The sequence below is a fragment of the Micromonospora sp. NPDC049240 genome, assembly GCF_040647835.1.
Lineage (GTDB): Bacteria > Actinomycetota > Actinomycetes > Mycobacteriales > Micromonosporaceae > Micromonospora.
The window spans coordinates 25851-52807 of record NZ_JBEZCX010000020.1 but is presented as its reverse complement, the minus strand read 5'-3'; the positions used below and the strand labels follow the sequence as shown (position 1 = coordinate 52807).

General features: G+C 75.0%; 21 protein-coding genes, 1 pseudogene and 2 riboswitches. Of the genes and pseudogenes, 3 read left to right on the top strand and 19 right to left on the bottom strand.

What is annotated here, in order from left to right; genetic code table 11:
- Window positions 1-70: 70 nt before the first annotated feature.
- The 14 genes and pseudogenes from cobA to bluB form a co-directional block, all read right to left on the bottom strand.
- Entirely contained in the window at window positions 71-1693 is a 1623-nt protein-coding gene (gene cobA / locus AB0B02_RS26330) for a uroporphyrinogen-III C-methyltransferase (RefSeq protein ID WP_357304558.1), read from the bottom strand.
- Window positions 1690-2286 (bottom strand): precorrin-8X methylmutase, encoded by a 597-nt coding sequence (locus AB0B02_RS26325; RefSeq protein ID WP_281939106.1) that lies wholly within the window; start codon window positions 2284-2286, stop codon window positions 1690-1692. Before AB0B02_RS26325 ends, cobA begins: the two co-directional genes overlap by 4 nt.
- Entirely contained in the window at window positions 2283-3383 is a 1101-nt protein-coding gene (locus AB0B02_RS26320; RefSeq protein ID WP_357304555.1) for a HoxN/HupN/NixA family nickel/cobalt transporter, read from the bottom strand. The genes AB0B02_RS26325 and AB0B02_RS26320 overlap by 4 nt, the downstream gene beginning before the upstream one ends.
- Complete coding sequence (locus AB0B02_RS26315; RefSeq protein WP_281939103.1) at window positions 3380-3577, bottom strand: 4Fe-4S binding protein; 198 nt, start codon at window positions 3575-3577, stop codon at window positions 3380-3382. Before AB0B02_RS26315 ends, AB0B02_RS26320 begins: the two co-directional genes overlap by 4 nt.
- A complete protein-coding gene (gene cobJ, locus AB0B02_RS26310; protein WP_357304552.1) occupies window positions 3565-5310 on the bottom strand; it encodes a precorrin-3B C(17)-methyltransferase in 1746 nt (581 codons plus the stop codon). Before cobJ ends, AB0B02_RS26315 begins: the two co-directional genes overlap by 13 nt.
- Window positions 5298-6509, bottom strand: a pseudogene (gene cbiE, locus AB0B02_RS26305) (precorrin-6y C5,15-methyltransferase (decarboxylating) subunit CbiE); the annotation flags it as partial. The gene cobJ and the pseudogene cbiE, both read right to left, overlap by 13 nt.
- Window positions 6509-7660 carry a cobalt-precorrin-5B (C(1))-methyltransferase gene (locus tag AB0B02_RS26300; protein ID WP_281939101.1) on the bottom strand — a complete coding sequence of 384 codons (1152 nt, stop codon included), beginning with the start codon at window positions 7658-7660 and terminating at the stop codon, window positions 6509-6511. The pseudogene cbiE and the gene AB0B02_RS26300, both read right to left, overlap by 1 nt.
- Window positions 7657-8496: a precorrin-4 C(11)-methyltransferase gene (gene cobM, locus AB0B02_RS26295; RefSeq protein WP_281939099.1), complete on the bottom strand. Its 840-nt coding sequence runs from the start codon at window positions 8494-8496 to the stop codon at window positions 7657-7659. Before cobM ends, AB0B02_RS26300 begins: the two co-directional genes overlap by 4 nt.
- Entirely contained in the window at window positions 8493-9275 is a 783-nt protein-coding gene (gene cobI / locus AB0B02_RS26290) for a precorrin-2 C(20)-methyltransferase (RefSeq protein WP_281939097.1), read from the bottom strand. Before cobI ends, cobM begins: the two co-directional genes overlap by 4 nt.
- Window positions 9272-10633 (bottom strand): cobyrinate a,c-diamide synthase, encoded by a 1362-nt coding sequence (locus AB0B02_RS26285; RefSeq protein WP_357304548.1) that lies wholly within the window; start codon window positions 10631-10633, stop codon window positions 9272-9274. The genes cobI and AB0B02_RS26285 overlap by 4 nt, the downstream gene beginning before the upstream one ends.
- Window positions 10630-11241, bottom strand: coding sequence for a cob(I)yrinic acid a,c-diamide adenosyltransferase (cobO, locus tag AB0B02_RS26280; RefSeq protein WP_281939095.1), 612 nt, complete (start codon window positions 11239-11241; stop codon window positions 10630-10632). Before cobO ends, AB0B02_RS26285 begins: the two co-directional genes overlap by 4 nt.
- Before the next feature lie 60 nt (window positions 11242-11301).
- A complete protein-coding gene (locus AB0B02_RS26275; RefSeq protein WP_357304545.1) occupies window positions 11302-13548 on the bottom strand; it encodes a VWA domain-containing protein in 2247 nt (748 codons plus the stop codon).
- Entirely contained in the window at window positions 13545-17213 is a 3669-nt protein-coding gene (gene cobN / locus AB0B02_RS26270; RefSeq protein WP_357304542.1) for a cobaltochelatase subunit CobN, read from the bottom strand. Before cobN ends, AB0B02_RS26275 begins: the two co-directional genes overlap by 4 nt.
- A gap of 320 nt (window positions 17214-17533) precedes the next feature.
- Window positions 17534-17663: riboswitch (cobalamin riboswitch) on the bottom strand.
- Window positions 17664-17859: 196 nt separating this feature from the next.
- The gene (bluB, locus tag AB0B02_RS26265; RefSeq protein ID WP_357304539.1) at window positions 17860-18501 is read right to left on the bottom strand and encodes a 5,6-dimethylbenzimidazole synthase; all 642 of its coding nucleotides are present in this window, start codon (window positions 18499-18501) and stop codon (window positions 17860-17862) included.
- Window positions 18502-18535: 34 nt separating this feature from the next.
- A riboswitch (cobalamin riboswitch) is annotated at window positions 18536-18739 on the bottom strand.
- 313 nt (window positions 18740-19052) lie between these two features.
- Here bluB and AB0B02_RS26260 point away from each other — a divergent pair.
- Entirely contained in the window at window positions 19053-20345 is a 1293-nt protein-coding gene (locus AB0B02_RS26260; RefSeq protein WP_357304536.1) for a cation:proton antiporter, read from the top strand.
- Window positions 20346-20446: 101 nt separating this feature from the next.
- Here the strand turns inward: AB0B02_RS26260 and AB0B02_RS26255 are convergent, their stop codons facing one another.
- Window positions 20447-20860, bottom strand: a complete 414-nt coding sequence (locus AB0B02_RS26255) for a hypothetical protein (protein ID WP_357304533.1) — start codon at window positions 20858-20860, stop codon at window positions 20447-20449.
- A gap of 115 nt (window positions 20861-20975) precedes the next feature.
- Between AB0B02_RS26255 and AB0B02_RS26250 the strand changes: the two genes are divergently transcribed.
- Entirely contained in the window at window positions 20976-22124 is a 1149-nt protein-coding gene (locus AB0B02_RS26250; RefSeq protein ID WP_357304529.1) for a glycosyltransferase, read from the top strand.
- Here AB0B02_RS26250 and AB0B02_RS26245 read toward each other — a convergent pair.
- Window positions 22108-23148, bottom strand: coding sequence for a ketoacyl-ACP synthase III family protein (locus AB0B02_RS26245; RefSeq protein ID WP_281939085.1), 1041 nt, complete (start codon window positions 23146-23148; stop codon window positions 22108-22110). The two genes, AB0B02_RS26250 and AB0B02_RS26245, sit on opposite strands and share 17 nt — an antisense overlap.
- 128 nt (window positions 23149-23276) lie before the next feature.
- Here AB0B02_RS26245 and AB0B02_RS26240 point away from each other — a divergent pair, with 128 nt between their 5' ends.
- Window positions 23277-24059 (top strand): alpha/beta fold hydrolase, encoded by a 783-nt coding sequence (locus AB0B02_RS26240; protein ID WP_357304526.1) that lies wholly within the window; start codon window positions 23277-23279, stop codon window positions 24057-24059.
- On the opposite strand, the gene AB0B02_RS26235 is transcribed toward AB0B02_RS26240, so the two are convergent.
- The 3 genes from AB0B02_RS26235 to AB0B02_RS26225 are packed head-to-tail and all read right to left on the bottom strand — an operon-like array spanning window position 24029 to window position 26878.
- Window positions 24029-24265, bottom strand: a complete 237-nt coding sequence (locus tag AB0B02_RS26235) for an acyl carrier protein (RefSeq protein WP_281939081.1) — start codon at window positions 24263-24265, stop codon at window positions 24029-24031. The two genes, AB0B02_RS26240 and AB0B02_RS26235, sit on opposite strands and share 31 nt — an antisense overlap.
- The gene (locus tag AB0B02_RS26230) at window positions 24262-26139 is read right to left on the bottom strand and encodes an HAD-IIIC family phosphatase (RefSeq protein WP_357304523.1); all 1878 of its coding nucleotides are present in this window, start codon (window positions 26137-26139) and stop codon (window positions 24262-24264) included. Before AB0B02_RS26230 ends, AB0B02_RS26235 begins: the two co-directional genes overlap by 4 nt.
- Window positions 26129-26878: a class I SAM-dependent methyltransferase gene (locus AB0B02_RS26225; RefSeq protein ID WP_357304518.1), complete on the bottom strand. Its 750-nt coding sequence runs from the start codon at window positions 26876-26878 to the stop codon at window positions 26129-26131. The genes AB0B02_RS26230 and AB0B02_RS26225 overlap by 11 nt, the downstream gene beginning before the upstream one ends.
- Window positions 26879-26957: the final 79 nt, after the last annotated feature.

The following is a 26957-nucleotide window of genomic DNA, read 5'->3' as shown; positions in this document are numbered from 1 at the left end:
GGAGCCTTCGCCCGACCCACGGCCGCGGTGGCCGCGCTCGGCGAGGGTCCCTCCCGCACGAACGGGCCGGTCAGCCCAGCGCGGCCACCTGACCCACCACGAACACGGCCGGCGGACGGATACCCTGCCGGGCGGCGACCGCGCCGATCTCGTCCAGCCGGGCCGGCACCGCGCGTTGTCCGGGGTGCCCGGCGTCCTGCACGGCGAGCACCGGCGTCTCCGGGGCGCGGCCGTGCTCGACCAGCACGGCGGCGATCTTGGCGATGGTGTCCACCGCCATGAGGAGCACCAGCGTGCCCCGGGCGCGGCCCAGCGCCGCCCAGTCGACAAGCGAGCCCGGGTGACCCGGCGGCAGGTGCCCGGAGACCACGGTGACGTCGTGCGCGACGCCGCGGTGGGTCACCGGCACACCGGCCAGCGCCGGCGCGGCGAACGCACTGCTCACGCCGGGCACCACGGTCACCGGCACGCCGGCCTCCGCGCAGGCCCGCACCTCCTCGTGGCCGCGACCGAACAGGTACGGGTCGCCGCCCTTGAGCCGCACCACCCGCCGGCCGGCGCGGGCATGCGTCACCAGCGCCGCGTTGATCGTGTCCTGCGCCATCGACGGACCGCGGGGCACCTTGGCCGCGTCGACCACCAGCACGTCGTCACGCAGGCCCGCGAGCAGCCCGTGCGGGGCCAGCCGGTCGACCACCACCACGTCCGCGGCGTCCAGCAGGGCCTTTCCGCGTACCGTGATCAGGTCGTCCGGGCCGGGCCCACCGCCGACGACCGCGACCGACCCCGCCGTCGCCTCGTGGTGGTGATGGTGGCCGTGGCCGTGGTGATGGTGGTGACCGTCGACCGGGTCGTCCGGGTGGTCGTGCGGGCGCTGCGGGCGGCCCACCTTGTCGGCGAAGCCCGGCATCAGCACCCGGTACGCGCAGGTGTCGCAGTTCATCCGGATGTCCCCGGCCAGCGCCTCGGCGTGCCGTTCGAGCACCAGGTCCGCCAGCGCGTCGCAGTCGCCGATCACCTCGGCCACCCGCACGTCCAGATCCGGGTGCGCGGCGGCGAACTCGGCCGACCGGGCGACGATCCGGTCCGGCAGCACCCCGGCGAACAGGAAGTACGGCGCCACCACGATCCGCCGCGCCCCGAGCCGGCGCAGCCGTTCCAGCACCGCCGGCACCGACGGCTCCGCGAGGGAGATGAACCCCGGCTCGACACCGGCGTAACCGCGTCCCTCCCAGAGCAGCCGCGCGACCTTCGCCACCTCGGCGTTGGCGTCCGGGTCGGTGGAGCCCCGGCCGATCAACGCGATCCACGTACCGGCCCGGTCGGCGCCGGCCAGCGCGGCGTCGATCCGCTCCTCGATGGCGGCGTGCAGCAGGGGATGCGGGCCCAGCGGACGGCCGTAGCGGTAGGTCAACCCGGGGTGGCGCTGCTGCTCGCGGGCCATCGCGGCGGGGATGTCGCCCTTGCCGTGCCCGGCGGCGGTGAGCACCAGCGGCAGCGCCACCAGCGCCCGGTGTCCCCGCTCCACCAACGCGGTCACCGCGTCGGTCAGCGGCGGACGGGACAGCTCGATGAAGCCACCCTCGACGTCCCCGACGACACCGCGTCGACGAACCCGCTCGACGAGCGCGGCGAACTGGTCGACCCCGGCCGCGCTGCGCGTACCGTGCCCGACGATGACCAGACCGGTCATGGCATCTCCTCGATGTAGAGCAGGGCGTTGAGGGCGGCGGCGGCGACCGCCGAACCGCCCTTCTCCCCCACGTTGGACACGGCGGGCAGGCCGCTGGCCCGCAGCGCCGCCTTGGACTCGGCGGCACCGACGAAACCGACCGGCATACCGACGACCAGGGCCGGTGCGGCGGCCAGCGTGAGCAGTTCGACAAGCGCGGTCGGCGCGCAACCGACCACCCAGACCGCGCCCGGGCCGACCCGGTCCAGGGCGATCCGCACGGCCGCCGCCGACCGGGTGATCCCGGCGGCCCGGCCCAGCTCGGCGGCCGCCGGCTCGGCGACCGGGCAGACCAGGTCCAGGCCGGCCCGGGTGATCCCGGCCGCGACCATCGCCACGTCGGTCACCACGGGCACGCCGGCGCGCAGCGCGGCCAGCCCGGACGCCAGGCCCGCCTCGTCGCAGACCAACTCGTCGACGTACGCCAGGTCGGCGCTGGCGTGCACGACCCGCTCGGTCACCGCGCGGGTCAACGGCGGCAGGTGCGTGAGGTCGACCCGCTCGCGCAGGATCCGGTAGGACTCCGCCTCGATCGGGTGCACCACCCGGCTCACGGCTGCTCCCCGGTGCCGGCGGGCAGCGTGCCGGCGTAGCGGCGGTCGTAGCCGCGCAGCTTCCACAGCGCGACCGCGCCCACCCAGGAGGCCACGAAGAGACCCACCACGACGTATCCGAGCTGCTCGAAGTGGTCGGCGACGGCGGCGTACCCGGAGAGCGCGGTCATCCCCAGGTGGTCGACCAGCAGCCCGGCCAGATAGACGCTGGCCACCACGGCGCCCACCAGCACCGTCATCGCGGTGGTGGCCAGGTTGTAGAAGAGCCGCCGGGCCGGCTGCCGGTACGCCCACGAGTAGGCGCGGCTCATCAGCAGACTGTCCGCGGTGTCCATGGCGGACATCCCGGCGGCGAAGAGCAGCGGCAGTGTCAGCAGGGCCAGCACCGGCAGGCCACCGGCGGCGGCGGTGCTCGCCGAGAGCGCCAGCAGGGTCACCTCGCTGGCGGTCTCCAGGCCGAGGCCGAACAGGAAACCGACCGGGGCCATGTGCCACGAGGAGCGCACCAGCGCCCGGGCCCGGCCGCCGAGGACCCGCTGCATGAGCCCCCGGTTGAGCAGGTGCAGGTCCAGCTCCCGCTCGTCCAGGCCACCGTGGCGCAGCCGGCGCCACAGCCGGGCCAGCCCACTCAGCACCACCGCGTTGAGCACCGCGACCAGCGTCAGGAACACGGTGGCGGTGACGATCGCGACGGTGGCGCCCAGCTCGCGGGCCCGCACCAGCCCCGCGCCGCTGAGGTTCGTCGAGGCCAGGCCGACGATCAGGGCCAGCAGCAGCACCACCGCGCTGTGCCCGAGGGCGAAGAAGAAGCCGACACCCACCGGCCGCCGACCGCGCAGCAGCATCAGCCGGGTGGTGTCGTCGATGGCGGCGATGTGATCGGCGTCGAACGCGTGCCGCACCCCGAGCACGTACGCCAGGGTGCCGGCGCCGGCCAGCCCACCGGCCGCCGCGGGCTGGTTGTTCCAGTACAGGTAGAAGCTCCAGCCGGCGACGTGCAGCATGGCGACGGCGAGCACGATGCCGCCGAGGCGGGCTCGTTCGGCGCGGCTCCAGCGGCCGACCGGAGGTGCGGTGCTGGCGGCGGTCGTACTCATCGGGTTCCTCCACGTTCGTCGGGGTCGGTGAGCCGGATCGCGTCCACCGGGCAGATCTCCACGCATTCCAGGCAGCCGGTGCAGCGGTCGGCCCGGACGGTCAGGCCGCCGGCGACCGGCCGGATCGCGTGCGTGGGACAGGTGAGCAGGCAGGCGCCGCAGCCCTGGCAGGCGCCGATGGTCACGAGCGCCACCGGTACCCCCGGGGCGTGACCATCCGACCGGCGACCAGGCGGGTGTCGCTGCTGCCCACGACGACCACGCTGTACATGTCGACCACCTGCGGATCGAGGGTGGCCAGGGTGGCCAGGTGCACCCGCTCGCCGTCGCGGCTGGCGTTGCGCACCACGCCGACCGGGGTGTCCGGTGGGCGGTGCGCGGCGAGGATCGCCAGGGCCCGGCCGAGCTGCCAGTCGCGGGCCCGGCTGCGCGGGTTGTAGAACAGCGCCACGAAGTCGCCCTCGGCGACGGCGGTCACCCGCCGCTCGATGATCTCCCAGGGAGTGTGCAGGTCGGACAGGCTCAGGTACGCGTGGTCGTGGCCGAGCGGGGCGCCGAGCAGCGCCCCGGCGGCCAGCGCCGCGGTCACCCCGGGCACGCCGACCACGTCGATCCGCTCGTCGGCGTACTCCAGGGCGGGGCTGGCCATCGCGTACACCCCGGCGTCGCCGGAGCCGATCAGCGCGACCGCCCGGCCGGCGGCGGCCTCGGCGACGGCGGCCCGGGCCCGGGTCTCCTCCGCGCCCAGCCCGCTGGCCACCACCCGGGTGCCCGGGCGCAGCACGCCGCGCACCTGGTCGACGTACTGGTCCAGGCCGACCACCACGGCCGCCCGGCGCAGCTCGGCGACCGCGCGGGGGGTACGCAGGTCGGCGGCGCCCGGCCCGAGCCCGACCACGGCGAGCCGGCCGCGCGGCGCGTGCCGGGCCACCGCCACGGTGGCCATCGCCGACGCCGTCTTGGGCACCAGCAGTTCGGCGTCGCCGGACCGGCCGTCGACGCCGAGCAGCGCGGCGGCCTCCGCGACGCTGGGTGTGCCGACCGCGGCGCGCACCACCTCGCTGGGGTGCGGCACGTCGACCGCCGCCAGCGTCACCGCCGGATGCGTCACCAGCGGTACGCCCAGCGCGTTCGCGGTCGCCACGATGCCCACCTCGTCGGCCTTGACGTCGACGCTGGCCAGGCAGCGCAGGCTGGCCGGACTGAGCCCCGCCGACGTCAGCTCCCGGTGCAGCAGGTCGCGCACCTCGTCGGCGGGCACGCCCCGGCTGGCCCCGATCCCGGCGACCAGCGACGGGGGGCGCAGCACGGCGGTCCGGTCGTCCGGCGGCACCAGCCGGTCGGTGACCAGCAGCCGGTAGCCGGCCGGCACCCCGTCGGCGGCCCCCGGTGCGTCGGCACCGGACGGGCGCACGTTCGGCGGCAGAGCGGGCAGTGGCCAGTCGACGTCGGCGACCAGCCGGACCGGTTCGCCGTCCAGCACGGCCCGGGAGACCGCGGCGACGGCACCCTCCACCGGCCAGCCCAGGGTGTCCAGGCCGGGCAGGTCGACCGCATCGGTGGCGGTGGTGACCACCGGCCGGGCGTCCACCAGCGCGCCGACGGCCTCGGCGAGGGCGTTGCCGCCGCCGGCGTGCCCGCCGAGCAGCGCCACGGCGTGCCGGGCTGCCTCGTCGACGACCACGACGGCCGGGTCGGTGCGCTTGTCGCCGAGCAGCGGCGCGAGGATCCGGACCACCGCGCCGGTGGCCAGGAAGGCGATCACCGCGTCACAGTCGGACCAGGCGGTTCGCAGTGCGTCGGCGACGCTCTCCCCCGGCACCAGCCGGGCGTGCGGCCAGGCGGCGGCGACGGTCCGGGCGTGGCATCGGCCGGCGGCGGTGGCCGCGACGAGCCCGATCCGGGCGTGCGAGGTCAGGTGGTGCACGTGCGCTCCCCGGTGAGGACGACCACCGGGTTGGTGGCCGCGAGACGGATCGACCCGCCGGGCAGGTCGGCGAGGCGGGCGGCGGAGAGCTGGCTGCCCCCGGCCCGGTAGCCGGCGGCGCGCAGCAGCGCCACGGCCGGCGCGACCCGGTCCAGGGCGGCCAGCGTGAGCACCACCCGGTCGGGGCGGCGGGCCACCACGGCGGCGAGGACGTCGGTGCCCCCGCCGCCGACGAAGACCGCGTCCGGGTCGGGCAGGCCGGCCAGCACCGCCGGGGCCCGCCCGACGACCAGCCGTACGTCGACGGCGTGCGCGGCGGCGTTGGCCCGGATCGCGTCGGCGGCCCCGGCGTCCTGCTCGACGGCGAGCACCGCCGCACCGAGCAGGGCGCACTCGACGCCGACCGATCCGCTGCCCGCGCCGACGTCCCAGACCAGCCGGCCCAGCCGGGGGCGCAGCCGGGCGACGACGAGGGCACGTACCTCCGACTTGGTGATCATGGAGTCGCGGTGGGCGTAGGCGCTCTCCGGCAGGGCCCACCCGTCGACCGGCGCGGCGGCCGGCTGGTTGTCCCACCGCATCCCGCCGGGGTCGGGCGTGGCGACGCTGAGCAGCACGTGCGGGTCGGACCACGTCCCGGCGGCGGCCTGGGCCGGGGTGACCTCGCTGATCCGTTCGGCGTCGGTGCCCAGGTGCTCGGCGACCAGCAGCCGGCGGGACCAGCCGACCAGCCCGACGCCCAGCTCGGCGGCCCCGGTGCCGGGGGCGGTGAGCACCGCCACCAGCGGCAGCGCCCGGCAGGCGTTCAGCGCCGGCCGGGGGTCCCGGCCGTGCGCGGTGACCACCGCGGCGCCGTCCCAGGGCAGCCCGGCGCGGGCGAACGCGGCGGCCACGCTGGACACCGCCGGCACGACCCGCAGTGGCAGCCCGGCCGCGCGCAGGCGCCGGACGATGCCGAACAGGCCGGGATCGCCGCTGGCCAGCACCACGGCGGGTACGCCGGCGGCGACGGCGGCGGCCAGCCGGTCCACGGCGGGGGCGAGCGGCCCGAGGGCGACGGTGGCCGCGCCGGGCGGTACGGGCACCGCGGCCAGGTGCCGGGCGGCGCCGACCACCAGCCCGGCGGCGGCGAGCGCCGGCGTCAGGGCGGGATGCGCCGGCGCACCGGCCGCGTCCAGGCCGACCACGGTCACCGTGCTCACCGTGCCCACCGGCCGGTGGCGGCGACCGTGCGACTCCCGGCGAAGTCGACCATCGCCACGTCCACCGTGACGGCGTGCCCGGCGAAGCGCAGCAGCACCTGCCGGACCCGCTGGCAGAGCAGGTCCCCGGCCGGACCGAGCAGCCCGGCGGCCTCCCACAGCTCGTACGCGTGCCGGCCGGTGTTCGCCCCGGTCACGGCGGCGACCAGCGCCGGGTCGCCGCCGGCCTCGGCGGTCACGGCGCCGAGCAGCGACAGGTCCACGGCCGAGCGGGTGTAGTGGGTCATCAGGACGCCGGCGGCGAGCTTGGCCAGCTTGCCGGCCATCCCGACGAACACCACACCGGTCATGCCGTCGGCGACGGCGGCCCGGACCGCCGCGCCGGTGAAGTCACCGACCTCGACGAAGCAGACCTCGGGCAGCTCCGGCAGCAGCGCGCGGGCCGCCCGCTCGGTACGCCCACCGGTGCAGAGCACCACGGTCCGCTCGCCCTGCGCGGCCATGACGTGCACGGCCTGCACGACGCTGGCCCGCCAGGAGGCGGTGGAGAAGGGACGGACGATCCCGGTGGTGCCGAGGATCGAGATGCCGCCGAGGATGCCGAGCCGGCGGTTGGTGGTCTTGCGGGCCATGATCTCGCCCCGGGGAACGCTGATCACCACCCGGACGCCGACCTCGGCCAGGTCGACCACCTCGGCCACCGCCGCGTCGATCATGCGGCGCGGGGTGTCGTTGATCGCCGGGCCACCCACGGCGAGCCCAAGGCCGGGTTTGGTGACGGTGCCCACGCCCGGCCCGCCGGCCAGGCGCAGCCCGGGGGCGTCGGCCCAGTCGACGGTGGCGGTCAGCTCCGCGCCGTGGGTGACGTCCGGGTCGTCACCGGCGTCCTTGACCACGACCGCCTCGGCGCGCCTCGGCGGGACACCGGTCAGCTCGCAGCGGGCGACCGGGAAGCGGACCCGTCGGCCGGCCGGCAGCCCGATCTCCACCTCGGGCTGCGGCACGCCGGAGACCAGCGCGGTCACCGCGGCCTTGGCCGCGGCCGTCGCGCAGGCGCCGGTGGTCCAGCCGGTGCGCAGCGCGGTGGGCCGCACCTTCGCGGTACGCGGCAGGTCCGGCTCCCGCAGCGGCGGTTCCGGGTACGTCACCGGGAACCGTCCGTCGGATCGGTGGGGTGGGCCGCGGTGCGGCGGCGCAGTTCGGCCCGGGCGGCCGGCTCCGCCCGCCGGTAGGTGTGGAAGTGCCCGGGGTGGTAGAGGTGGGAGCGGGTCCCGGTGGCGGCCAGCGCCGGCCCGATCAGGAAGAGCGTGTGCTTCCAGAGCCGGTGCTCCTTGACCGTCGCCGCCAGGGTGCCCACCGTGCAGCGCACCACCAGCTCGTCCGGCCAGGTCGCCCGGTACGCGACCACCGCCGGGGTGTCCGCCGAATAGCCGCCGGCCAGCAGCTCGGCCTGCGCCTGGCCGGACCGTGCGGCGGAGAGGAACAGCGCCATCGTGGTGCCGTGCCTAGCGAAGTCGCGGACCCGTTCGCCGGGCGGCATGGGGGTCTTGCCGCCTTCGAGACGGGTGAGGATCACCGACTGGGCGACCTCGGGGACGGTCAGTTCGCGTCCGGCGATCGCGGCGACGGCGGTGAACGACGAGACGCCGGGAACGATCTCGACGGCCAGGCCGAGCGCCCGGCACAGGTCCAGTTGCTCCTGCACCGCGCCCCAGAGCGCCGGGTCGCCGGAGTGGATCCGGGCCACCGTCAGCCCGCGCCGCGCGGCCCGCTCGTACAGCGGCAGCACTCCCTCGACGGGCAGTTGCGACGAGTCCACGATCTCCGCGTCGGCCCGGGCGTGGCCGAGCACGTCGGCGTGCACCAGGCTGGCCGCCCAGATCACCAGGTCGGCGTCGGCGATCACCCGGGCCGCCCGCAGGGTCAACAGGTCCGCCGCGCCGGGGCCGGCCCCGACGAACCACACCTTTCCGGAGCCGGTCACAGTTTTCCTCCTCGGCGGTCCCGGCGGGCGGGAACCAGCAGCGTCGACAGGTACGGCAGGTCGTGCTCGGCGTCGTCCACCGCGCCGATCCGCTCGTCGGGCAGCCCGAGGCCGCACCCGAGCACGGCGTCGCCGAGGCGGCCCTGCCGGCGCAGCTCCCCGACCAGCTCCGGGTGCCGCCGCCAGCCCTTGTAGGCGACCACGGTGCCCGGGCCGGCCAGCGCGTCGGCGAAGAGCGCCAGCCCGGCGGTCGCCGGTAGCAGGGTCAGCGGCTCGCGTCCCTCGCAGAGCGGGGTGCCGCTGCGCGCGGCCAACTCCTGCATGGCGGTGATACCGGGCACGGTGGCGACCCGCACCACCGGGCGCAGCGCGCGGACGCTCTGCGCCAGGTAGCCGAAGGTGGAGTAGACGTTGGGGTCGCCGATGGTGGCGAAGGCGAGCGCCCGCGCCCCGGCGTCGACCGCCTCGACCACCACGCGGGCGGCGGCGTCCCAGGCCGCCGCCCGGCGCGGGCTCACGCCGCCCCGGTCGTCCAGGGCGAACGGCAGCCGGCGCAGCCGGTCCGCCCCGACGTGCGCCAGCACGGTCCGCTCGGCCCGCCCGGCGGCCCCGCCCTGGTCCGCGGCGCCCGCGGGCCGATCGGCCATCACGGGAACGAAGACCAGGTCGGCCGCACGCAGCACCCGTACCGCCTTGAGGGTGAGCAGTTCCGGGTCGCCGGGCCCGACGCCGATCCCGGTCAGCACGGCGTCGACCGGCGCGGCGGCCCCGGCGGTCATCGGCACGCCTCGACCAGGCGCCGGGCGGCGGACGGGTGGCCGGCCCAGTGGGTGTGCAGGTAGGAGGCGTGCACCCGGCCGGCCACGAAGCCGTGCGCCGCGCCGTTCCAGCGCCACGCCGGCTGCTCGCCGTGGCCGGGGTCGGTGGTGGTGAGGTGGAACTCGTGGCCGCGTACCGCGTCGCCGGCCCGGGCCACCGGGGAGTCGGCGGCGGCGACCGCCTCCCGGTAGCCGAGGGTCAGCCGGCCGGTCATCCGGGCCGTCAGGTCGAGCCGCCCGCACATGGCCGCGCCGTCCAGGGACCGGCCGAGGTAGAGCAGCCCGGCGCACTCGGCGACGATCGGGCCGTCGAAGGCGGCCACCTCGGCACGGAGTGTGGCGTTGCCGGCCAGCGCCTCCGCGTACGCCTCGGGGAAACCGCCCCCGACGATCACCGCGCGGGTGCCGGCGGGCAGTGCCGGGTCGCGCAGCGGGTCGACGGTGACCACGTCGGCGCCGGCCGCGGTGAGCAGTTCGGTGGTCTCCGCGTACGAGAAGGTGAAGGCCGGACCGCCGGCGACCGCGACCAGCGGACGGTCCCCGCCGGCCGGGCCGCCGACGGCGGCGACCGGGTCCCAGGCGGGCACCCGCAGCGGCGCGGCGGTGCGGGCCAGGTCGAGCACGGCGTCCAGGTCCACCGTGGACTCGACCAGGTCGGCGAGGGCCGCGACGATCGCGAGCGACTCGGGCGCCCGCTCGGCGACCGGGACGAGCCCCAGGTGCCGGGCCGGGGCGGCCACCTCGGCGGCCCGGGTGACCGCCCCGAGCACCGGCACGCCCACTTCGGCGAGCGCGTCGCGCAGCAGCGTCTCGTGCCGGGGCGAACCGACCCGGTTGAGGATCACCCCGCCGATGCGCACCGTCGGGTCGAAGGCGGCCATGCCGAGGGTGAGCGCGGCGGCCGACCGGCCCTGCGCGGTGGTGTCGAGCACCAGCAGCACCGGCGCGTCGATCAGCCGCGCGACGTGCGCGGTGGAGGCGAACCCGCCCCGGCCCACCGCGCCGTCGTGCAGGCCCATCACGCCCTCGACCACGGCGACGTCGGCGGGCGTGGGCACGCTCGCGCCGTGCCGCAGCAGCGGGGCGATCCGGTCCGCGCCGACCAGGAAGGGGTCGAGGTTGCGGCCGGCCCGGCCGGCGGCGAGCGCGTGGTAGCCGGGGTCGATGTAGTCCGGACCGACCTTGTGCGGGCTGACCGTCAGGCCACGGCGGCGCAGCGCGGCGAGCAGCCCGGTGGCCACCGTGGTCTTGCCGTGCCCGCTGGCCGACGCGGCCACCACCAGCCGGGGCAGCGCCCAGGGCGTCGTCGGGTCGGTCACCACTCGATACCCTTCTGGCCCTTCTGACCGGCGTCCATCGGGTGCTTGACCTTCGTCAGTTCGGCGACCAGGTCGGCCGCCTCGACCAGCCGTGGGTCGGCGTCGCGCCCGGTGATCACCACGTGCTGGAAGCCGGGCCGGTCGGCGAGGGTGGCGACCACCTCGTCGACGTCCACCCAGCCCCACTTCATCGGGTAGGTGAACTCGTCCAGCACGTACAGCCCGTACCGCTGGGCGGCCAGGTCGCGCTGGATCTGCCGCCAGCCCTCCAGCGCGTCGGCGGCGTGGTCGGCCGCACCGGCGCGCTGGATCCAGGACCAGCCCTCGCCCATCTTGTGCCAGGCCACCGGCGCGCCCTGACCGGTGCGCTCGTGCACCTCGCCGAGCGCCCGGAAGGCGTTCTCCTCCCCCACCCGCCACTTGGCGCTCTTGACGAACTGGAACACCCCGATCGGCAGGCCGGCGGTCCAGGCCCGCAGCGCCAACCCGAACGCGGCGGTCGACTTCCCCTTCATCTGTCCGGTGTGGACGATCAGCAGTGGCCGGTGCCGCCGCTGCCGGGTCGTCAGGCCGTCGTCGGGCACCGTGCTCGGCTTCCCCTGTGGCATCAGCGATCTCTCCTCGTCGGCACTCCGGTCGGACGGTCGGTCATGGGCGCGCGTCGTCCGCTACGCCGGGGCGGCGCGTGCGGGACCGCGGGCGGACGGCCGGGTGACCGCGTGCAACGGGTGGCGGGGGGCGTCGAGCTGGGTGGCCAGGCGGTGGGCCAGGCGCAGGCGGACCGGACCCGACTCGCAGTCGACGACCACGCAGGGAGCGCCGGTGGCGGCGAGCACCGTCGCCGCCGTGGCCGCCCGCTCCAGCGGGCGCCGACCCGCGGTGGCACGACCGTCGGTGACGACCAGCACCAGCGGGCGGCGCTTCGGGTCGCGCAGCCGTTCCCGGCGCAGCAGGTCGGCCGCCGCGAGCAGGCCCTCGGCCAGCGGGGTACGCCCACCGGTGGACATCTCGGCCAGCCGGATCGAGGCGGTCAGCACCGACGAGGTGGCCGGCAGCAGGGTGCGTGCCCGGTCGCCCCGGAAGGCGATCACCGCCACCTTGTCCCGCCGCTGGTACGCGTCGGTGAGCAGGGCGAGCACGGCGTCCTTGACCGCCGTCATCCGCTCGCGGGCGCCCATCGACCCGCTGGCGTCCACCACGAACAGCACCAGGTTGCCCTCGCGTCCCTCGCGGACCGCCTCGCGCACGTCGTCCGGGCGCAGCCGCAGTGGGCCGGTGAGCCGACCCCGGGCCGCCTGGTGCGGCGCGCCCGCGCGGACCGTGGCCGGCAGGTGAAGCGCGGCCACCCGACCGGACGGCACCCGGGCGCCCGTGGTGCGGCCCCGCCCGGTGCGGGCGCGGGACCGCCGACCGGGCACCCCGTCCCCCACCCCGGGCGCGGTGAGCAGCCGCGCCGTCAGCCCACCCCGGGGTACGGCCACCGACTGAGGGCCGGCGCCGCCGTCGCCCGGACCGGGCCGGCCCCGACGCCGGTCGTCGCTGCCGCCGTCGCCCGGCCGGCCGCCGTCGGCCCGCCCGCCGGGACCGGGCGGCCCGTCCCCGGCGAACGGCTCTCCGTCGGGTCCGCGTCGCTCGGCGTCGACGGTGCCGCGCCCGCCGGAACCGTGCGCCTCCGGGTCTGCCACGTCGGGACCGCGACCGTCCCCGGCACCCCGGTCTCCGCCGCGCCCGTCCGGGCCGCCCCCGCCGAAGCCGGGACCGTCCCCGGCGGCCCCACCGTGGCCGCCCGGACCGCCCGGACCGCCCGGACCGCCCGGACCGCCGGGACCGCCCGGACCGCCTGGACCGCCGTCCCGCGGGCCGTCGCCGTCGGGGCCGCCGTCGTCCGGGTCGTCGGGGTGCTCGTCCTGGGCGCGCTGCAACGCCTCGTCGAGGCGCTTGTCGTCCAGGCCGGGAGTGTCGAACGGGTCGCGGCGACGCCGGTGCGGCAGGGCCAGCCGGGCGGCCATCCGGACGTCGTCGACGGTCACCCGGTCCCGCCCGTGCCAGGCGGCGTGCGCCATGGCGGTACGGGCGGTGACGATGTCGGCGCGCATCCCGTCCACGTCGAACGCGGCGCAGACCTCGGCGATCTGGCGCAGCGAGGAGTCCGGCAGTCGTACCCGGGCGAGCCGCTGCCGGGCGGCGGCCACCTGTCGGGCGGTCCGCGCCTCGGCCTCGGCCCAGCGGGCGGCGAAGCCGGCCGGGTCGGCGTCGGCGGCCAGCCGGCGACGGACCACCTCGACGCGGACCGCCGGGTCCCGGCTGGCGCCCACCTCGACGGTGAGCCCGAACCGGTCGAGGAGCTGCGGGCGCAGCTCACCCTCCTCCGGGTTCATCGTGCCGACCAGCAGGAACCGGGCGGCGTGGCTGACCGAGACGCCCTCCCGCTCGACGTGGTTGCGACCCATCGCGGCGGCGTCGAGCAGCAGGTCGACCAGGTGGTCGTGCAGCAGGTTCACCTCGTCGACATAGAGCACCCCGCGGTGCGCGGCGGCCAGCAGGCCCGGTTCGAAGGCGCGTACCCCCTCGCCGAGGGCCCGCTCCAGGTCCAGCGAGCCGACCACCCGGTCCTCGGCGGCGCCGACCGGCAGCTCGACCAGCCGGGCCGGCACGGTCTCGGCGGCGGCGCCGGCGGGGTGCGGACCGTCCGGGCAGGCCGGGTCGGGCGCGGCCGGATCGCACCCGAACCGGCAGCCCGCCACCCGCCGCACCGGTGGCAGCAGCGCGGCGAGGGCCCGTACGGCGGTGGACTTGGCGGTGCCCTTCTCGCCCCGCACCAGCACCCCGCCGATCGCCGGGGAGACGGCGTTGAGCAGCAGCGCCAGCCGCATGTCGGCCATGCCGAGCACAGCGCTGAACGGGTAGGTGCTCATGCGCGTTCCTCCAGGTCACCCTCGCTGGCGAGGTACGTGTCGCGGAGCCGGTCCAGGGTGGCCGGCTCCGGTTCGGCCCACAGCCCCCGGTCGGCGGCCTCCAGCAGCCGCTCGGTGATGCCGCGCAACGCCCACGGGTTGGACCGCTCCAGGAAGTCACGGGTGGTGTCGTCGAAGACGTAGGCGGCGGCGAGGTGCTCGTACATCCAGTCGTCGACCACCCCGGCGGTGGCGTCGTAGCCGAACAGGTAGTCCACGGTGGCGGCCAGCTCGAACGCGCCCTTGTAGCCGTGCCGGCGCATGGCGGCGATCCACTTCGGGTTGACCACCCGGGCCCGGAACACCCGCCGGGTCTCCTCGCCCAGCGTCCGGGTGCGCACGTCGTGCGGCATCGCCGAGTCACCCACGTACGCCTCCGGCGAGGCGCCGGTCAGGTGGCGGACCATCGCCACCATCCCGCCGTGGTACTGGAAGTAGTCGTCGGAGTCGACGATGTCGTGCTCGCGGGTGTCCTGGTTCTTCACGGCCACCGCGATCCGGGCGAACGAGCGTTCCATGTCGGCACGCGCCTCCCGCCCGTCGAGACCGCGGCCGTAGGCGTAGCCACCCCAGACCGCGTACACCTCGGCGAGGTCGGCGTCACTGCGCCAGGTACGGGCGTCGATCAGCGGCAGCAGCCCCGCGCCGTACGCGCCCGGTTTGGAGCCGAAGATCCGGGCGGTGGCCCGCCGCTCGTCGCCGTGCTCGGCCAGGTCGGCGGCGACGTGCGCGCGGACGAAGTTCTCCGCGTCCGGCTCGTCCAGCGCGGCCACCCGCCGGACGGCGTCGTCGAGCAGCGCCACCACGTGCGGGAACGCGTCGCGGAAGAACCCGGAGATGCGGACCGTGACGTCGACGCGGGGCCGGCCCAGTTCCGCGGTCGACACCACCTCGACGCCGGTGACCCGCCGCGAGCGGTCGTCCCACACGGGTCGGCAGCCGAGCAGGGCCAGCACCTCGGCGATGTCGTCGCCCTGGGTCCGCATGGCGCTGGTGCCCCAGACGGACAACCCGACCGACCGGGGGTACACGCCGGTGTCGGCGAGGTGCCGCGCGAGCAGCGAGTCGGCCAGCGCCGTGCCGACGTCCCAGGCGTTGCGGCTGGGGATGGCCTTGGGATCGACGGAGTAGAAGTTGCGACCGGTGGGCAGCACGTTGACCAGCCCCCGGGTGGGCGAGCCGGACGGGCCGGGCGGCACGAACCGGCCGTCCAGGGCGCCGAGGGTGTTGGTCAGCTCGTCGGTGGTCCGCGCCAGGCGGGGCACCACCTCGGTGGCGGCGAAGCGGAGCACCGCGGCGGCGTCCGGGACGGCCCGGCCGGTCACCTCCGCGACCACCGCCTCGACCGCGTCGGCCTCCCAGCAGAGGGTCTCCAGGCCGACCACCAGCCGGCGCGCCAGCGCCTCGATCAGGTCGACGGCGTCGGCGGCGGTGACCGACGGCCCGTCCACGACCTCGGTCAGCGCGGCCGGCACGGCCACCCGCCGCCCCGGCGACGCGAGCAGCGCCTGCTCGTCGAGACCGTACGCGCCGGCGAGGGCCTGCCGCAGGCCGGGCAGGGCACGGGTGCCGCCCCAGACCTGCGGGGCGCGTAGCACCGCGAGGACCAGGTTGACCCGCGGTTCGCCGGTGGGGGCGGCGGCGAGGACGTGCAGCCCGTCGCGGATCTGCACGTCCTTGACCTCACAGAGGTAGCCGTCGAGGTGCAGCACGAAGTCGTCGAAGTCGTCGGCGTCGGGCATCGCCTCGGCGTGCAGGTCGTGGTGCAGTTCGGCGGCGCAGACCAGGTCCCAGATCTGCGCCCGCACGGTCGGCGCCTTGGCCGGGTCGAGGGCCTGCACGGTGGCGTACTCGTCGAGCAGTTGCTCCAGTCTGGCCAGGTCTCCGTAGGTCTCGGCGCGGGCCATCGGCGGCACCAGGTGGTCGACCACGACGGCGTGGGCACGCCGTTTGGCCTGGGTGCCCTCACCGGGATCGTTGACGATGAACGGATAGACCAGCGGCAGGTCGCCCAGCACCGCGTCGGGGGCGCAGTCGGCCGCCAGGCCGAGGCCCTTGCCGGGCAGCCACTCCAGGGTGCCGTGCTTGCCCAGGTGCACCACGGCGTCCGCGCCGAACCCACCGTCGGCGACCGGCGCGGCGAGCCAGCGGTACGCGGCCAGGTAGTGGTGGCTGGGCGGCAGGTCCGGGTCGTGGTAGATGGCGATCGGGTTCTCCCCGAAGCCGCGCGGCGGCTGGATCAGCAGCACCACGTTGCCGAAGCGCAGGCCGGCCAGCACGATGTCCCCGCCGTCGGTGTACAGCTCGCCGGGCGGCTCACCCCAGTGCTCCCGCATCCGCTCGCGCAGCGCGGCGGGCAGCTCGTCGAACCACCGCCGGTACGTGTGTCCCGGTATCCGGGCCTCGGCGGCGCGCTGCTGCTCCGGGGTGAGCCACTCCACGTCGTGGCCGCCCGCGGCGATCAACGCGTGGATCAGGGCGTCGCCGTCGTCGGGTGGCGGGGCGTCGCCCAGGTGGTAGCCGGCGTCGGCCAGCGCCGCGAACAGCCGGACGGCGGAGGCCGGGGTGTCCAGACCGACCGCGTTGCCGACCCGGGAATGCTTGGTCGGGTACGAGCTGAGCACCACCGCGACGCGCTTGTCGGCGGCGGGCACGTGCCGCAGCCGGGCGTGGCGGACCGCGATGCCGGCCACCCGGGCGGCCCGGTCGGGGTCGGCGGCATAGACCGAGAGCCCGTCGGCGTCGATCCGCTTGAACGAGAACGGCACGGTGATGATCCGGCCGTCGAACTCGGGGATGGCCACCTGCATGGCGGCGTCCAGCGGGGACAGTCCGGCGTCACTGCCCGCCCACTGCTCGCGGGTGCTGGTGAGGCAGAGGGCCTGGATCACCGGCACGTCCAGCGCCGCGAGGGCGCCGACGTCCCAGGCGTCCTCGTCGCCGCCGCCGGAGGCGTCAGCGGCCACCGCTCCGCCGGCGGCGAGCACGGTGACCAGCAGCGCGTCGCACCGGCCGAAGAGTCCGAGCGGACCGGCGCCGGTGGTCAACCCCCGCAGCGAGCCGCAGAAGATCGGCAGCGGGTTCCCGCCGGCGGCCCGTACCGCGTCGGCGAGCACGTCGACGAAGCCGGTGTTGCCGGCCAGCGCGTGCGCCCGGTAGAAGACGATCCCCACGGTGGGCCGGCCGGGGACGATCTCCGGATCGCCGTGCACGCCGTAGGCCGGGGTGGGCGCGGGCGGGTCGAAGCCCTCGCCGGTGAGCAGCACCCGGTCGGACAGGAACCGGGCCAGCCGGCCCAGGTTCGCCGGGCCACCCTCGACCAGGTACGCGAGCGCCTGGGTGACCACACCGGACGGCACGGTGGAGACCGCCATCAGCTCCGCGTCAGGCAGCGCCTCACCGCCGAGCACCACCGTGGGGACGCCGCTGGCCAACACGGCGGCCAGCCCGTCCGGCCACGTCTGCCGGCCGCCGAGCAGGCGTACGACGGCGAGGTCGACGCCGTCGACGAGCGCGGGCACCGCGTCGGCGTCGACCCGCTCGGGGTTGGCGAGCCGGTAGTCGGCGTCACTGGCGCGGGCGGCCAGCAGGTCGGTGTCGGCGGTGGACAGCAGCAGGATGCGCACGAGAAACTCCGGAGAGTGACGCCCGGGGTCGCGTGAAGGCGACCGGGGCGAAGCGGGATGGGAGCGGCGTCAGCGGGTGCGGCGACCCACGGCGCGACTCACCGGGACGCGGGTCGGCGAGCGGTCAACGCCGGCGGCACGCGGCCCAGTCGGGAGCGTGAACCGTCCCGGGTGCGCCGGCACGGCCGGCGGCGTGGCGGGCGACGGGTGCGGCGGAGTGTCCACCGTGCGGATCATGACGATGTTCGTCGATGAAAGAGATGCCGTGCGTCATCGGGTCCTCCTCGGGTGTCCACGCCCTGGGGTACGTCCGACGGCCGAAGTATCCTGGCTTCCGGATCGACGCTCACCCCCGGCCTTCCAACCGCACGCACACGGCCGTGACTCGCGAGGGGGGATCACTCCCCGGTGACAGTGGCGGGACCGCGCCGGAATCACACCGGCTTCCTTCACTGCCGTCAGGCCGCGAATGCTGCCACACCTCCCGACCCCGGGTCAACGCCCCTCCCGCCAGGGGTGGGCGCGACCCAGCCATCGAAACGTGTTGATCGACCTCGCCGGGTCGGGCGCCGTCACGACACCCGGGCCGGTGGCCCTGCCGCGCGATGCCGGCCGGGCCACCGGCCCCAGCCACGGTGGACAGACGTCAGTCCGTGACCGATCCGGGGTTCCAGCGGTCGTGGTGGATCGCCGTGCGCAGGGGGCGGCGGTGGCGCCAGCCGTGTCGTTCGAGATCGGGCACCGCTTCGAGGTGGGTGACGGGGCCGAGGCAGAGCCAGGCGACGGGTCGGATGCCGGCCGGAATGGCGAGCAACCGCTGGAGGAACTGCTCGCGATAGAACGACACCCAGCCGAGGCCGAGGTTCTCGGCGGCGGCGGCCAGCCAGAGGTTCTGGATGGCCAGGCACACGGAGTACAGGCCGGCGTCGGCGATGGCGTGCCGCCCCAGGACCGCGGGGCCGCCGCGGTCGGGGTCGTAGGTCACCACGATCGACAGCGAGGACTCCATGATCCCGTCGATCTTGATGCGGGAGAACCGCCGGGCCGCCTCGGCGTCGAGAGTGGCGGCGAACGTGTCACGCTCGGCCCGGACGTGCCGGTGGAACGCTTCGCGCAGGTCCCGGTCACGGACCAGGATGAAATCCCACGGCTGGGACAGTCCGACACTGGGCGCGGCGTGCGCCGCAGCCAGCACCCGGTCGAGGACCCCGGGGGCGAGGGGCTCGCCGGTGAACTGGCCGCGGACGTCGCGGCGGCGGTGGATCACGTCGTAGATGTCGCTGATCATGGGCAGGCTCCCGCTGCGCTCATGCCCCACCCGGGTGGGGCCGATGACGCGAGGCCGGTCTTCGGACTCCCAGATCAACACCGGTCCGCCCGCCTTCCCAGCCGGTTCGGCCAGTGACTGCGCACACGTGCGCGTGGGCGGCAGTTCCCTGGTCACCGCGGCGGGCCCGTGCCGGAGTCACACCGGCTTCCCGATTCTCCCCACCACCGGGTGGGGCACCTCGCAACAGTTCATGCCGCCCGGCACAATACCCGGAGGGGGCCGCGCCCGTGGCGGGATGGAGAGCCACAAGCGGTCATCCAGCGGCTCACGGCCGGGGAACCGCCGCCGGCAGCGCCGATCGCCTTCCAGCGAGCCTTCCCGATCCGGTTGTCCGATGCCTTGAGTGATCTCAACGAATTTGGGAAGGTCAATTCGTTGGCGACAGTCAATCCGGGAATGGTGCTACGTCGACCGGCTGACGCCACGGCCCGCACCGATGCCGCGGCGGGTCGGCTCCGCCGCGGCGTTTCCCGTCCGCGTCCGCGCGGCCCGCACCGAAAGGACTCCTGGTGGCCATACCGGTCGCACCTCTCGGCACCCATTCGCTGCTGATCTTCCTGCTCCAGGTGGGCATCCTGCTGGCCGCCGCCGTCGCGCTCGGGCGCCTCGCGGCACGCGCGGGCATGCCCTCGCTGGTTGGTGAACTGACCGCAGGCGTGGTGCTCGGTCCGTCGGTCCTCGGCGCGGCCGTGCCCGACCTGTCCCGGTGGTTGTTCCCCCAGCAGTCCGAGCAACTGCACCTGCTCGACGCGGTCGGTCAACTCGGCGTGCTCCTTCTGGTCGGCCTCACCGGCATGCACCTGGACCTCGGGCAGCTACGCCGCGACGGTGGCGTGGCCGCCCGGGTCAGCATCGGAGGGCTCGTCGTCCCCCTGGCGCTCGGCGTCGGCCTGGGCCTGCTCCTCCCGTCCAGCGTGCTCCCGGCCGGCACCGACCGCCCGGTCTTCGCCCTGTTCCTCGCGGTGGCGATGTGTGTCAGTGCCATCCCGGTCATCGCCAAGACCCTGTGGGAGATGCGACTGCTGCACCGCGACATCGGCCACCTGATCATGAGCGCGGCCATCGTGGACGACGTCGTCGGCTGGCTGCTGCTCTCGGTCGTGGCCGCGATGGCAGCCGGCAGTCTCGGCGGCCTCGACGTCGCCCTCGCGGTCGGCACCGTGGCCCTCGTCGTCGTGGTCGCCCTGTGGCTCGCCCGGCCGCTCGTCGGCGCGCTGCTGCGGCGGGTACGAGCTGGTGGAGAGCGTGGTCCCACCGTCGCGTCGGTGGTGGTGATCCTGCTGCTGTTCGCCGCCGCCACCCACGCGCTGCACCTGGAGCCGGTCTTCGGCGCCTTCGTCGGCGGTCTGGTGATCAACGGCTGCGCCAGCCTGGACCGTGAGGCTCTTGCCCCGTTGCGGCTGGTCGTGATGAGCGTACTGGCGCCGCTGTTCTTCGCCACCGTCGGCCTGCGCAGCGATCTGACCGCGCTGGCCCGGCCCGCCGTGCTCGGTGTCGCCCTGCTGGTGCTGGCCGTGGCGGTCGTCGGCAAGTTCGTCGGCGCGTACGTCGGGGCCCGGGCCGCCCGCCTGGGTCACTGGGAGGGCCTCGCCCTCGGCGCCGGCCTCAACGCCCGAGGCGTCATCGAGATCATCGTCGCCACGGTCGGGCTGCGCCTCGGCGTCCTCGACACCGCCATGTTCACGGTCATCGTGCTGGTCGCCATCGTCACCTCGGTGATGGCGCCGCCCTGCCTGCGCTACGCGGCCGCCCGACTGCCCGCGTCGGCGCGGGAACACCGTCGTGCCGAGGCTCTGAGCTGATCTCCGCCCGTCACGCCGTGGAAGCCCGACCGTGGGCACCACTGTCGGCGCGCCGTCGCCTCCCGGACGTCGCCGGCGATCCGGGGCAGCGCGCCTCCGGGTTACGGAGCCTGGGTCCTGGCGCGCAGTCGGTCGACGGCGGCGCCGATCATCACGCTGTACGGGTCGTCGCCCAGCGCGGACCGGGTGGCTTCGGCGCGGTCGAGGTGACGGCGGGCGGCGGGGAGGTCGCCCAGGCGCAGGTGCGAGGCAGCGAGGTTGAGGTGCAGTGAGGGATAGAACGGGGCTACCGACGAATGCGGGGCGGTGTCCGCGTCGGCCAGGGCGCGCTCGTCCCAGGCCAGTTCGTCGGCAGCGTCGGGGCTGAGGTCGGCGATGTGGTGGGCCAGGACGCAACGGGTCAGCGGATCCGACGACGCGGCCCACTCGCTGATCAGACGGTCGCGGGAGACGTCACCGCCGCCGATCAGAGCGGTCGCCCGGGCCAACTCGGTGGTCACGTCCGCCTGGTGCACACGGTGACTCTAACCGGGACGCCGGGCGGTGGCAGTGAGCCACCGGCTTCGGTACAGTGACGCTCATCCAATCCAGCGAAGGCCGTCTATGCATATCTGGATCACGAGTCACGCGATGACGTCCCATGTCCGGCCGCTGCTGCCGGTGGCCGACGCGGCGCGACGGGCGGGACACGACGTCACGGTCGCGGTGCCCGCAGCGGCGGAGCCGCTGGCTCGACGGCAGGGGTTCGCCACGGCTGCGGTCGGGGACGACTGGCTGGCGCAGCTCACCGGCGAGGACGGTCGGTCGCCTGTCGTGCCGCTGGCGGAGCTTGAGGACGGGGCGCGCACCGTGGCGCAGCAGATGGCGGGAGGGCCGGCCGGGCGAACCGCCGCTGACCTGCTGGCACTGGCCGAGCGGAAGACGCCGGATCTCATTGTCCGGGCGTCGACCGAGTTCGGCGGCGCGCTGGCGGCGGAGGTGCTCGGCGTGCCGCACGTCTCGGTGTCGACCGGGGGCGCGACGGCGCTGACGTACGGGCCCGATCGGCTGGCGGCCTCGCTGGCGCCGCACCGGGAGGCGCTCGGCCTCGCGCCGGACCCGGAAGGGCTGGCGAGTTACCGCTATCGGCACGCCTCTTTCCTGCCGCCAGGCTACGACCGGGCCGAGGAGTCGCTGCCGCACACGCGTTGCTACCGGCACGCCGATCCGCTGACCGCCGGTGAGTCGCTGCCGGAATGGCTGGAACAGCGGCGTTCCGGACGCCCACTGGTCTTCGCGAGCCTCGGCACCCTGGTGCCGCATGTGACCGGCTACGGGCCCGCACTTGTCCGGATGCTGGTCACGGCCCTGGACGGGCTCGAGGTCGACGCGATCGTGTCGACGGCAGGCGTGCTGCCGGCGGGCGTGGCGCCGGGGCGGCCGCACGTGGTGCTGGTCGACACGATCTCGCAACCGTTGCTGCTGGCCCACTGCGACGTGTTCGTCACGCACGCCGGGCAGAACAGCGTGCGCGAGGCACTGGGGGCCGGGGTTCCCATGGTGACGATGCCGATCATGGGAGACCAGCTGTACAACGCCGCCCGCTGCGTCGATGCCGGCGTCGCGGCGACGGCGCCGGCCCCCGAGGCGACGATCGCGCGGCTGCGGCGGGAGATCCGGCAGGTGCTGAGCGAGCCGGCCTACCGCGAGCGGGCGGACACGGTACGCCGGCAGATGGCGGCGCTGCCGTCGGTGGACGATCTGGTCGCCGAGTTCCCCGCGCTCACCGGGGTGCGGTAGGCAGGATCTCCCACACCGCGACCGTCCAGCCGAAGCCGGCACCGGAGCCGATGGCCACGACGTGCCGCCCCGCTCGGACCAGGCCGTTGACGAGCAGGTGATGGAGCTGGACGAACTGGTCCGCGGCGCCGAGGTGCCCGATGTCCCGGCCCCAGTCGTAGAGGGTCGCCGTGGCCGGAATGCCCAGGCGCTCGCCATAGGTGTACGCCACGACCGTCTCGCCGATGACCGGGTGGACGAACAGGTCCACCCCGTCGACAGTGATCCCCGCGTCGGCCAGGGCGTTGTCCAGGGCGGTGCGCAGGCCGGCCTGGGTCTGCTCGATCGCCTCGTCGTAGCGTTCCGGGCTGAGCAACAGGTACTCCCGTTTGCGGCCGCGCAGGTCCACCGGGCCGCCGTCGGGCATCGGCGCCGCCACCCATTCGGCCGCGCCGCGGTAGATCGGTTCGAGGCCCGAGTCGGTGACGGTGGCGGTCGCGACCAGGCGGGCAAGGCCGGGCTCGCGGGTGAGCACCAGGGCGCCGGCGCCGTCGCCGTACACCTGCTGGTTCTCGCTGCGCCACCGGTCGACGTACGGCAGGGCGAACGCGTCGGCCGCGGTGATGACGGCTGCCGTGACGGCGGGCATCGCGGTCAGGTAGGCGGCGGCGGTCTCGATCGCGGCCATCCCACCGTTGGAGCTGTGCCGGATCTCGAAGGTCGGGCCGTCGCCGCCGATCGTCTCGCGACGGATGTAGTGCGCCGGCGTCCAGAAGTCCAAGCCCTGGTGGCCGAGGCTGGCGTGGATCACCAGGGTCGGCCCACCGTCGGTGGGGCGGCCCGCCCGGTCGAGCGCCTGCCGCGCGGCGGCGACGGCCATCACGGGCGGCGGCTCGGCGGGGCCGGCGACGCGGACGGCGCGGATGCCGTTGGCGGTGCTCTCGGCGGCGTCGTAGCGCCCCGTCGCGACGGCCCGCCGCGCGGACTCGCGACGCTCGGGCAGATACGCACCGGTCCCGGCGAGATAGACGTCGGCCCAGCGCACGGTGTTCCCTTCGGTCGGCGGGTTCGGCCCGTAAGCCGGTCAACGCATAGACTAACGTGAAAGGCTTGAGGGGGCGTCGCGTGGCGGCACCGGTCGATGGTGACGTCCGGCCGGAGTGAGGAGGCGAGATGACGCAAGCCGACCCGCTCTGGTTCCGGTGGCATCGGCGGGTGCCGGCTCCCACCGCGCGGCTGGTGTGCTTCCCGCACGCCGGCGGCGCGGCAAGCTTCTTCCGCAACTGGCCGGGCGCGTTGCCGCCCGGCGTCGAGGTGCTCGCGGTGCGCTACCCGGGCCGCGAGGACCGCATCCGGGAGCCGTTCATCGAGGCGATGGCGCCGATGGCCGACGCGATCAGCACGGCGACGGCGACACTCGTCGGACCGCCGCTGGCGTTCTTCGGCCACAGTCTGGGGGCATCGGTGGCCCACGAGGTCGCGGTGCGGCTGGAGCGCGACCTCGGCCCGGTGCTGCGCATGCTGTTCGTGTCCGCGCGACCCGCGCCCCATCGCCTGTCGCGCAACGATCTGCACATTCGCGGGGACGCCGCGCTGATCGACGACATCCGCCGGCTCGACCGTCATACCGCACATGTCTTCGACGATCCGGAGTTGCGCACGATGCTGCTGCCGATGGTGCGGGCTGACTACCGGTTGGTGGAGACGTACTATCCGGATCACGTCGATCGGGTGGACGTGCCGATCGTCGGTTACAGCGCCGACACCGATCCGGAGGTGTCCGTCGACGACGTCGCCGCGTGGCGGGACGTGACCCGGGGCCGGTTCGAGCTGCGGACGTGGTCCGGTGACCATTTCTTCCTGACGCCGCAGGAACGTGCGGTGGTCGAGGACGTGGGCCGGCGGTTGCTCGCGGCGGTGCCGGGTCAGTCCGGCGCCGCGGTCGCGCGGCGGTAGATGCCACGCAGGGTCCGCTGGGTCAGCAGGGCGCCGACGGGCACCCGGTGGCCGGTGCGCCTCTCCATGGCCACCACCAGCCGCAGCACATGGATCGAGTCCCAGCCGGGGACCGCGTCGAGGTCCACGTCGAGGTCACCGGTGTCGGCCACCGGCAGGCTCAGCTCGTCGCGGACGAGCCGGAGGAACTCCGCCTCATCGATCATGACGCCGCCTCCGTCGGGGCAAGGTCGTTCTCGACGGCGAGGTGCTCGGGCTGCTCCGGCACAGCCCGCAGGTCGTGGCGGAAGCCGCCGGCGGCGGGCGCGAAGCCGAGCGCCGGGTAGAACCGCGCCGCACCGGCGTTGCGGCCGGTCGGACGGTAACGGCCGATCACCTGGTCGCACCCGGTGTCGCGGGCGTGGTGCAGCATGCTGATCACCGCTGCCTCGGCGATGTCCCGGCCGAAGACCCGGCAGCTGAGCACGACGTTGGTGAGGTCGAGCGTGTCGCCGTCGCGGCGGGCGAAGACGGCGCCGACGATGCCGTAGCGGCCGTAGCGGTCGGTGACCTCCACGGCGACCACGAGATCGTCCAGCCGCCGTTGGACACCGGCCGGCTGCACCCGCTCGCCGGTGAGGTTGAACTGGTTGGTGCGCAACGTCAACTGCGAGATCCGGCCGATCTCGTGCGGGCGCGGTCGGGCCAGGCGCACCACGGTGCCGAGGCTTCGCAGGTACGCCGCGGTCGAGCCGGCCTGATCGCGCAGCTCGGTGCGGGCGGCGTCGGCGTGGTAGCCGGCGGTGCGGGTGCGGTCCTGATCGGTCAGGTCGAGCACGTCGAACCAGCCGTCGGCGAGCAGTCGCGACACGTGGGACGCCGGCTCGTCGTCGAGCTCGACCACGGCGATCTCCGGTCGGGCGGCGGCGATCAGGCCGACTTCGTAACGCGAGTCGTCGGCGAAGACGAGACTGTCCGCGCCGACGTTCAGCCCGGTGGCGAGATCGTCCAGGTTGACGTCCTTGGGATGCCAGTTGGCATTGAGGCGCGCGAAGTCCGCCTCGCGCAGCACCATGTCCGGGTGCTCGCGCAGCACGGCGCGTACCGCGTCGATGTCGTTCTTACTGCTCACGGCAAGGAGCACCCCCTGCCCGGACAGGTGTTTGAGGAGCTGTTGGACGGCGCGGAACGCCTCCCCGCGCAGCGTTCCCGCGGCGGCGATCCCGGCCGGACCGTCCTCGCCCAGGATGCCGTCCCACAGGGTGCCGTCGAGATCGACCACGAGCACCTTGCGGGTGAGCCCGGCCGCCGCGGCGGCGAGGTGGCCGACCTCGCGGGCGTACGCGGCGAACAGCTCGTCGCTGAGGTGCACCCCCGCGTACCCGGCCATGCGCTCGTCGCTGACGGGTCCGGTGGCGTTCGCCAGCGGTTCGAGGTCGATGACCACGACGCGTGGATCGCGCGCGCTCAGCCGGAGCAGGGCCGTGTTGAACTCGCGCCACAACGCGCCGACCTCGGCCCGGGTCCGCAGGTCGCGCGCCTGGTGGCTGAGCGCGCGGACCAGCGGCGTCGTGTTGAGCACCAGCAGCCCGGTGGTGGTGGCGAGAACCTCGCTGACGACGGCGCCGATCTCGTCGCCGACGGCGGCGAGCACGGCGGCGAGATCCGGTGCCCGCCAGCCGGGTGGCAGCCGCGAGGTGACCATCGGCGGGGCCAGCAGCCAGAGCGTGAGATTGGGCCGGGCCGCCTCGACGACGCCGCCCCGGCGCAGCGCGAGCGCGTGCGGGTCCTGTTCGGTCACGTGGGGCCGCATCAGCAGACCGTGTCGCGCGCACTCGGCGGTCAACGGCGCCAGCAACGGCCGTACGGTGGTGGCGCTGGTGATCGCGACCGTGAGCAGACCGCGCCGGTCCGGCCGGGGCACGTCGGCCGGGTCCATGCGGGTCAGTAGCTGACCGGCCCGGGTCAGGTTGGCGGCGGCGTCGGGAGCGCGGGCCAGCTGGTTCAGCAGTGGCGGCACGCGACGGAACTCGGTGGCCAGCGCGCCGGCGGAGTGCAGCGACCGCAACGCCTCCAACGGCGGCTGTCCGTCAACGGGCATGTCGGATCAGCGTCATGCCGTCCCGCACCGTCAGTAACACGTTCTCCACCCGCGGATCGGCCGTGATCGAGGCGTTGAACGCGGCCAGGTGCCGCGCCCAGTCGCCGCGCATGGCGCGCAACCACTCGTCGGCGTCCGTGGTGCGGTCGAGCTCGACGCCGGAGGCCGGCGGTGGGTCGGTGACCGCCCCGCCCCACAACGTGTTGTCGAAAATGAGTAATCCGTGCGGGGAAAGCAACCGCCGTTGCATGATCCGGTCGAAATACCGTTGGTAGTTCGGCTTGTCGGCATCGACGAAGATGATGTCGAATGGCCCGTTCACCTCGCCGAGAACGTCAAGCGCGTCACCTTCCACCAGCCGGATCTTGTGACCGTGCGGACTGGCGTCGAATGCCGACTTGGCGACCGCGCGGGCCTGCTCGTCGGCGACGAAGCTGTCGACGGTGACCACCCTGCCGTCGGCGGGGAGCGCGGACGCCATCGCGACCGCGCCATGACCGGTGAAGGTGCCGACCTCCAACACGTTTCGGGCCTGTGCCAGGGATACGAGCATGCCGAGGAAGACGGCCTGGATGGAGGTGGACGCGATGTCCGCCCACTGTGGGCACTCCCGTTGCGTGCGCTGCTGTATCTGGTGCAGTTCTCCGGCAACCGGCGAGGTGTGCGCGGTGGCGTACTCTTCGATTCCGGGCCGGAAGATGGGCGGCTTTGTGAAGACGATGTCCTTGCGATGGAGCACGAAGCCTCCCCCTGCATGACCGCCCCGGCCCGGTGCGTGGCGATGTCAAGCGCCGAGGTGCACTGATCGTTTCGCGAAC

What these genes read in the sequence shown, in the direction of transcription:
- AB0B02_RS26275 (WP_357304545.1), bottom strand. Translation starts at nt 13,548, where the DNA reads ATGAGCACCTACCCGTTCAGCGCTGTGCTCGGCATGGCCGACATGCGG.
- bluB (WP_357304539.1), bottom strand. Translation starts at nt 18,501, where the DNA reads ATGATCAGCGACATCTACGACGTGATCCACCGCCGCCGCGACGTCCGC.
- cobO (WP_281939095.1), bottom strand. Translation starts at nt 11,241, where the DNA reads ATGCCACAGGGGAAGCCGAGCACGGTGCCCGACGACGGCCTGACGACC.
- AB0B02_RS26240 (WP_357304526.1), top strand. Translation starts at nt 23,277, where the DNA reads ATGACGCAAGCCGACCCGCTCTGGTTCCGGTGGCATCGGCGGGTGCCG.
- cobA (WP_357304558.1), bottom strand. Translation starts at nt 1,693, where the DNA reads ATGACCGGTCTGGTCATCGTCGGGCACGGTACGCGCAGCGCGGCCGGG.
- AB0B02_RS26230 (WP_357304523.1), bottom strand. Translation starts at nt 26,139, where the DNA reads ATGCCCGTTGACGGACAGCCGCCGTTGGAGGCGTTGCGGTCGCTGCAC.
- AB0B02_RS26320 (WP_357304555.1), bottom strand. Translation starts at nt 3,383, where the DNA reads ATGAGTACGACCGCCGCCAGCACCGCACCTCCGGTCGGCCGCTGGAGC.
- AB0B02_RS26235 (WP_281939081.1), bottom strand. Translation starts at nt 24,265, where the DNA reads ATGATCGATGAGGCGGAGTTCCTCCGGCTCGTCCGCGACGAGCTGAGC.
- AB0B02_RS26250 (WP_357304529.1), top strand. Translation starts at nt 20,976, where the DNA reads ATGACGTCCCATGTCCGGCCGCTGCTGCCGGTGGCCGACGCGGCGCGA.
- cobI (WP_281939097.1), bottom strand. Translation starts at nt 9,275, where the DNA reads ATGACCGCCGGGGCCGCCGCGCCGGTCGACGCCGTGCTGACCGGGATC.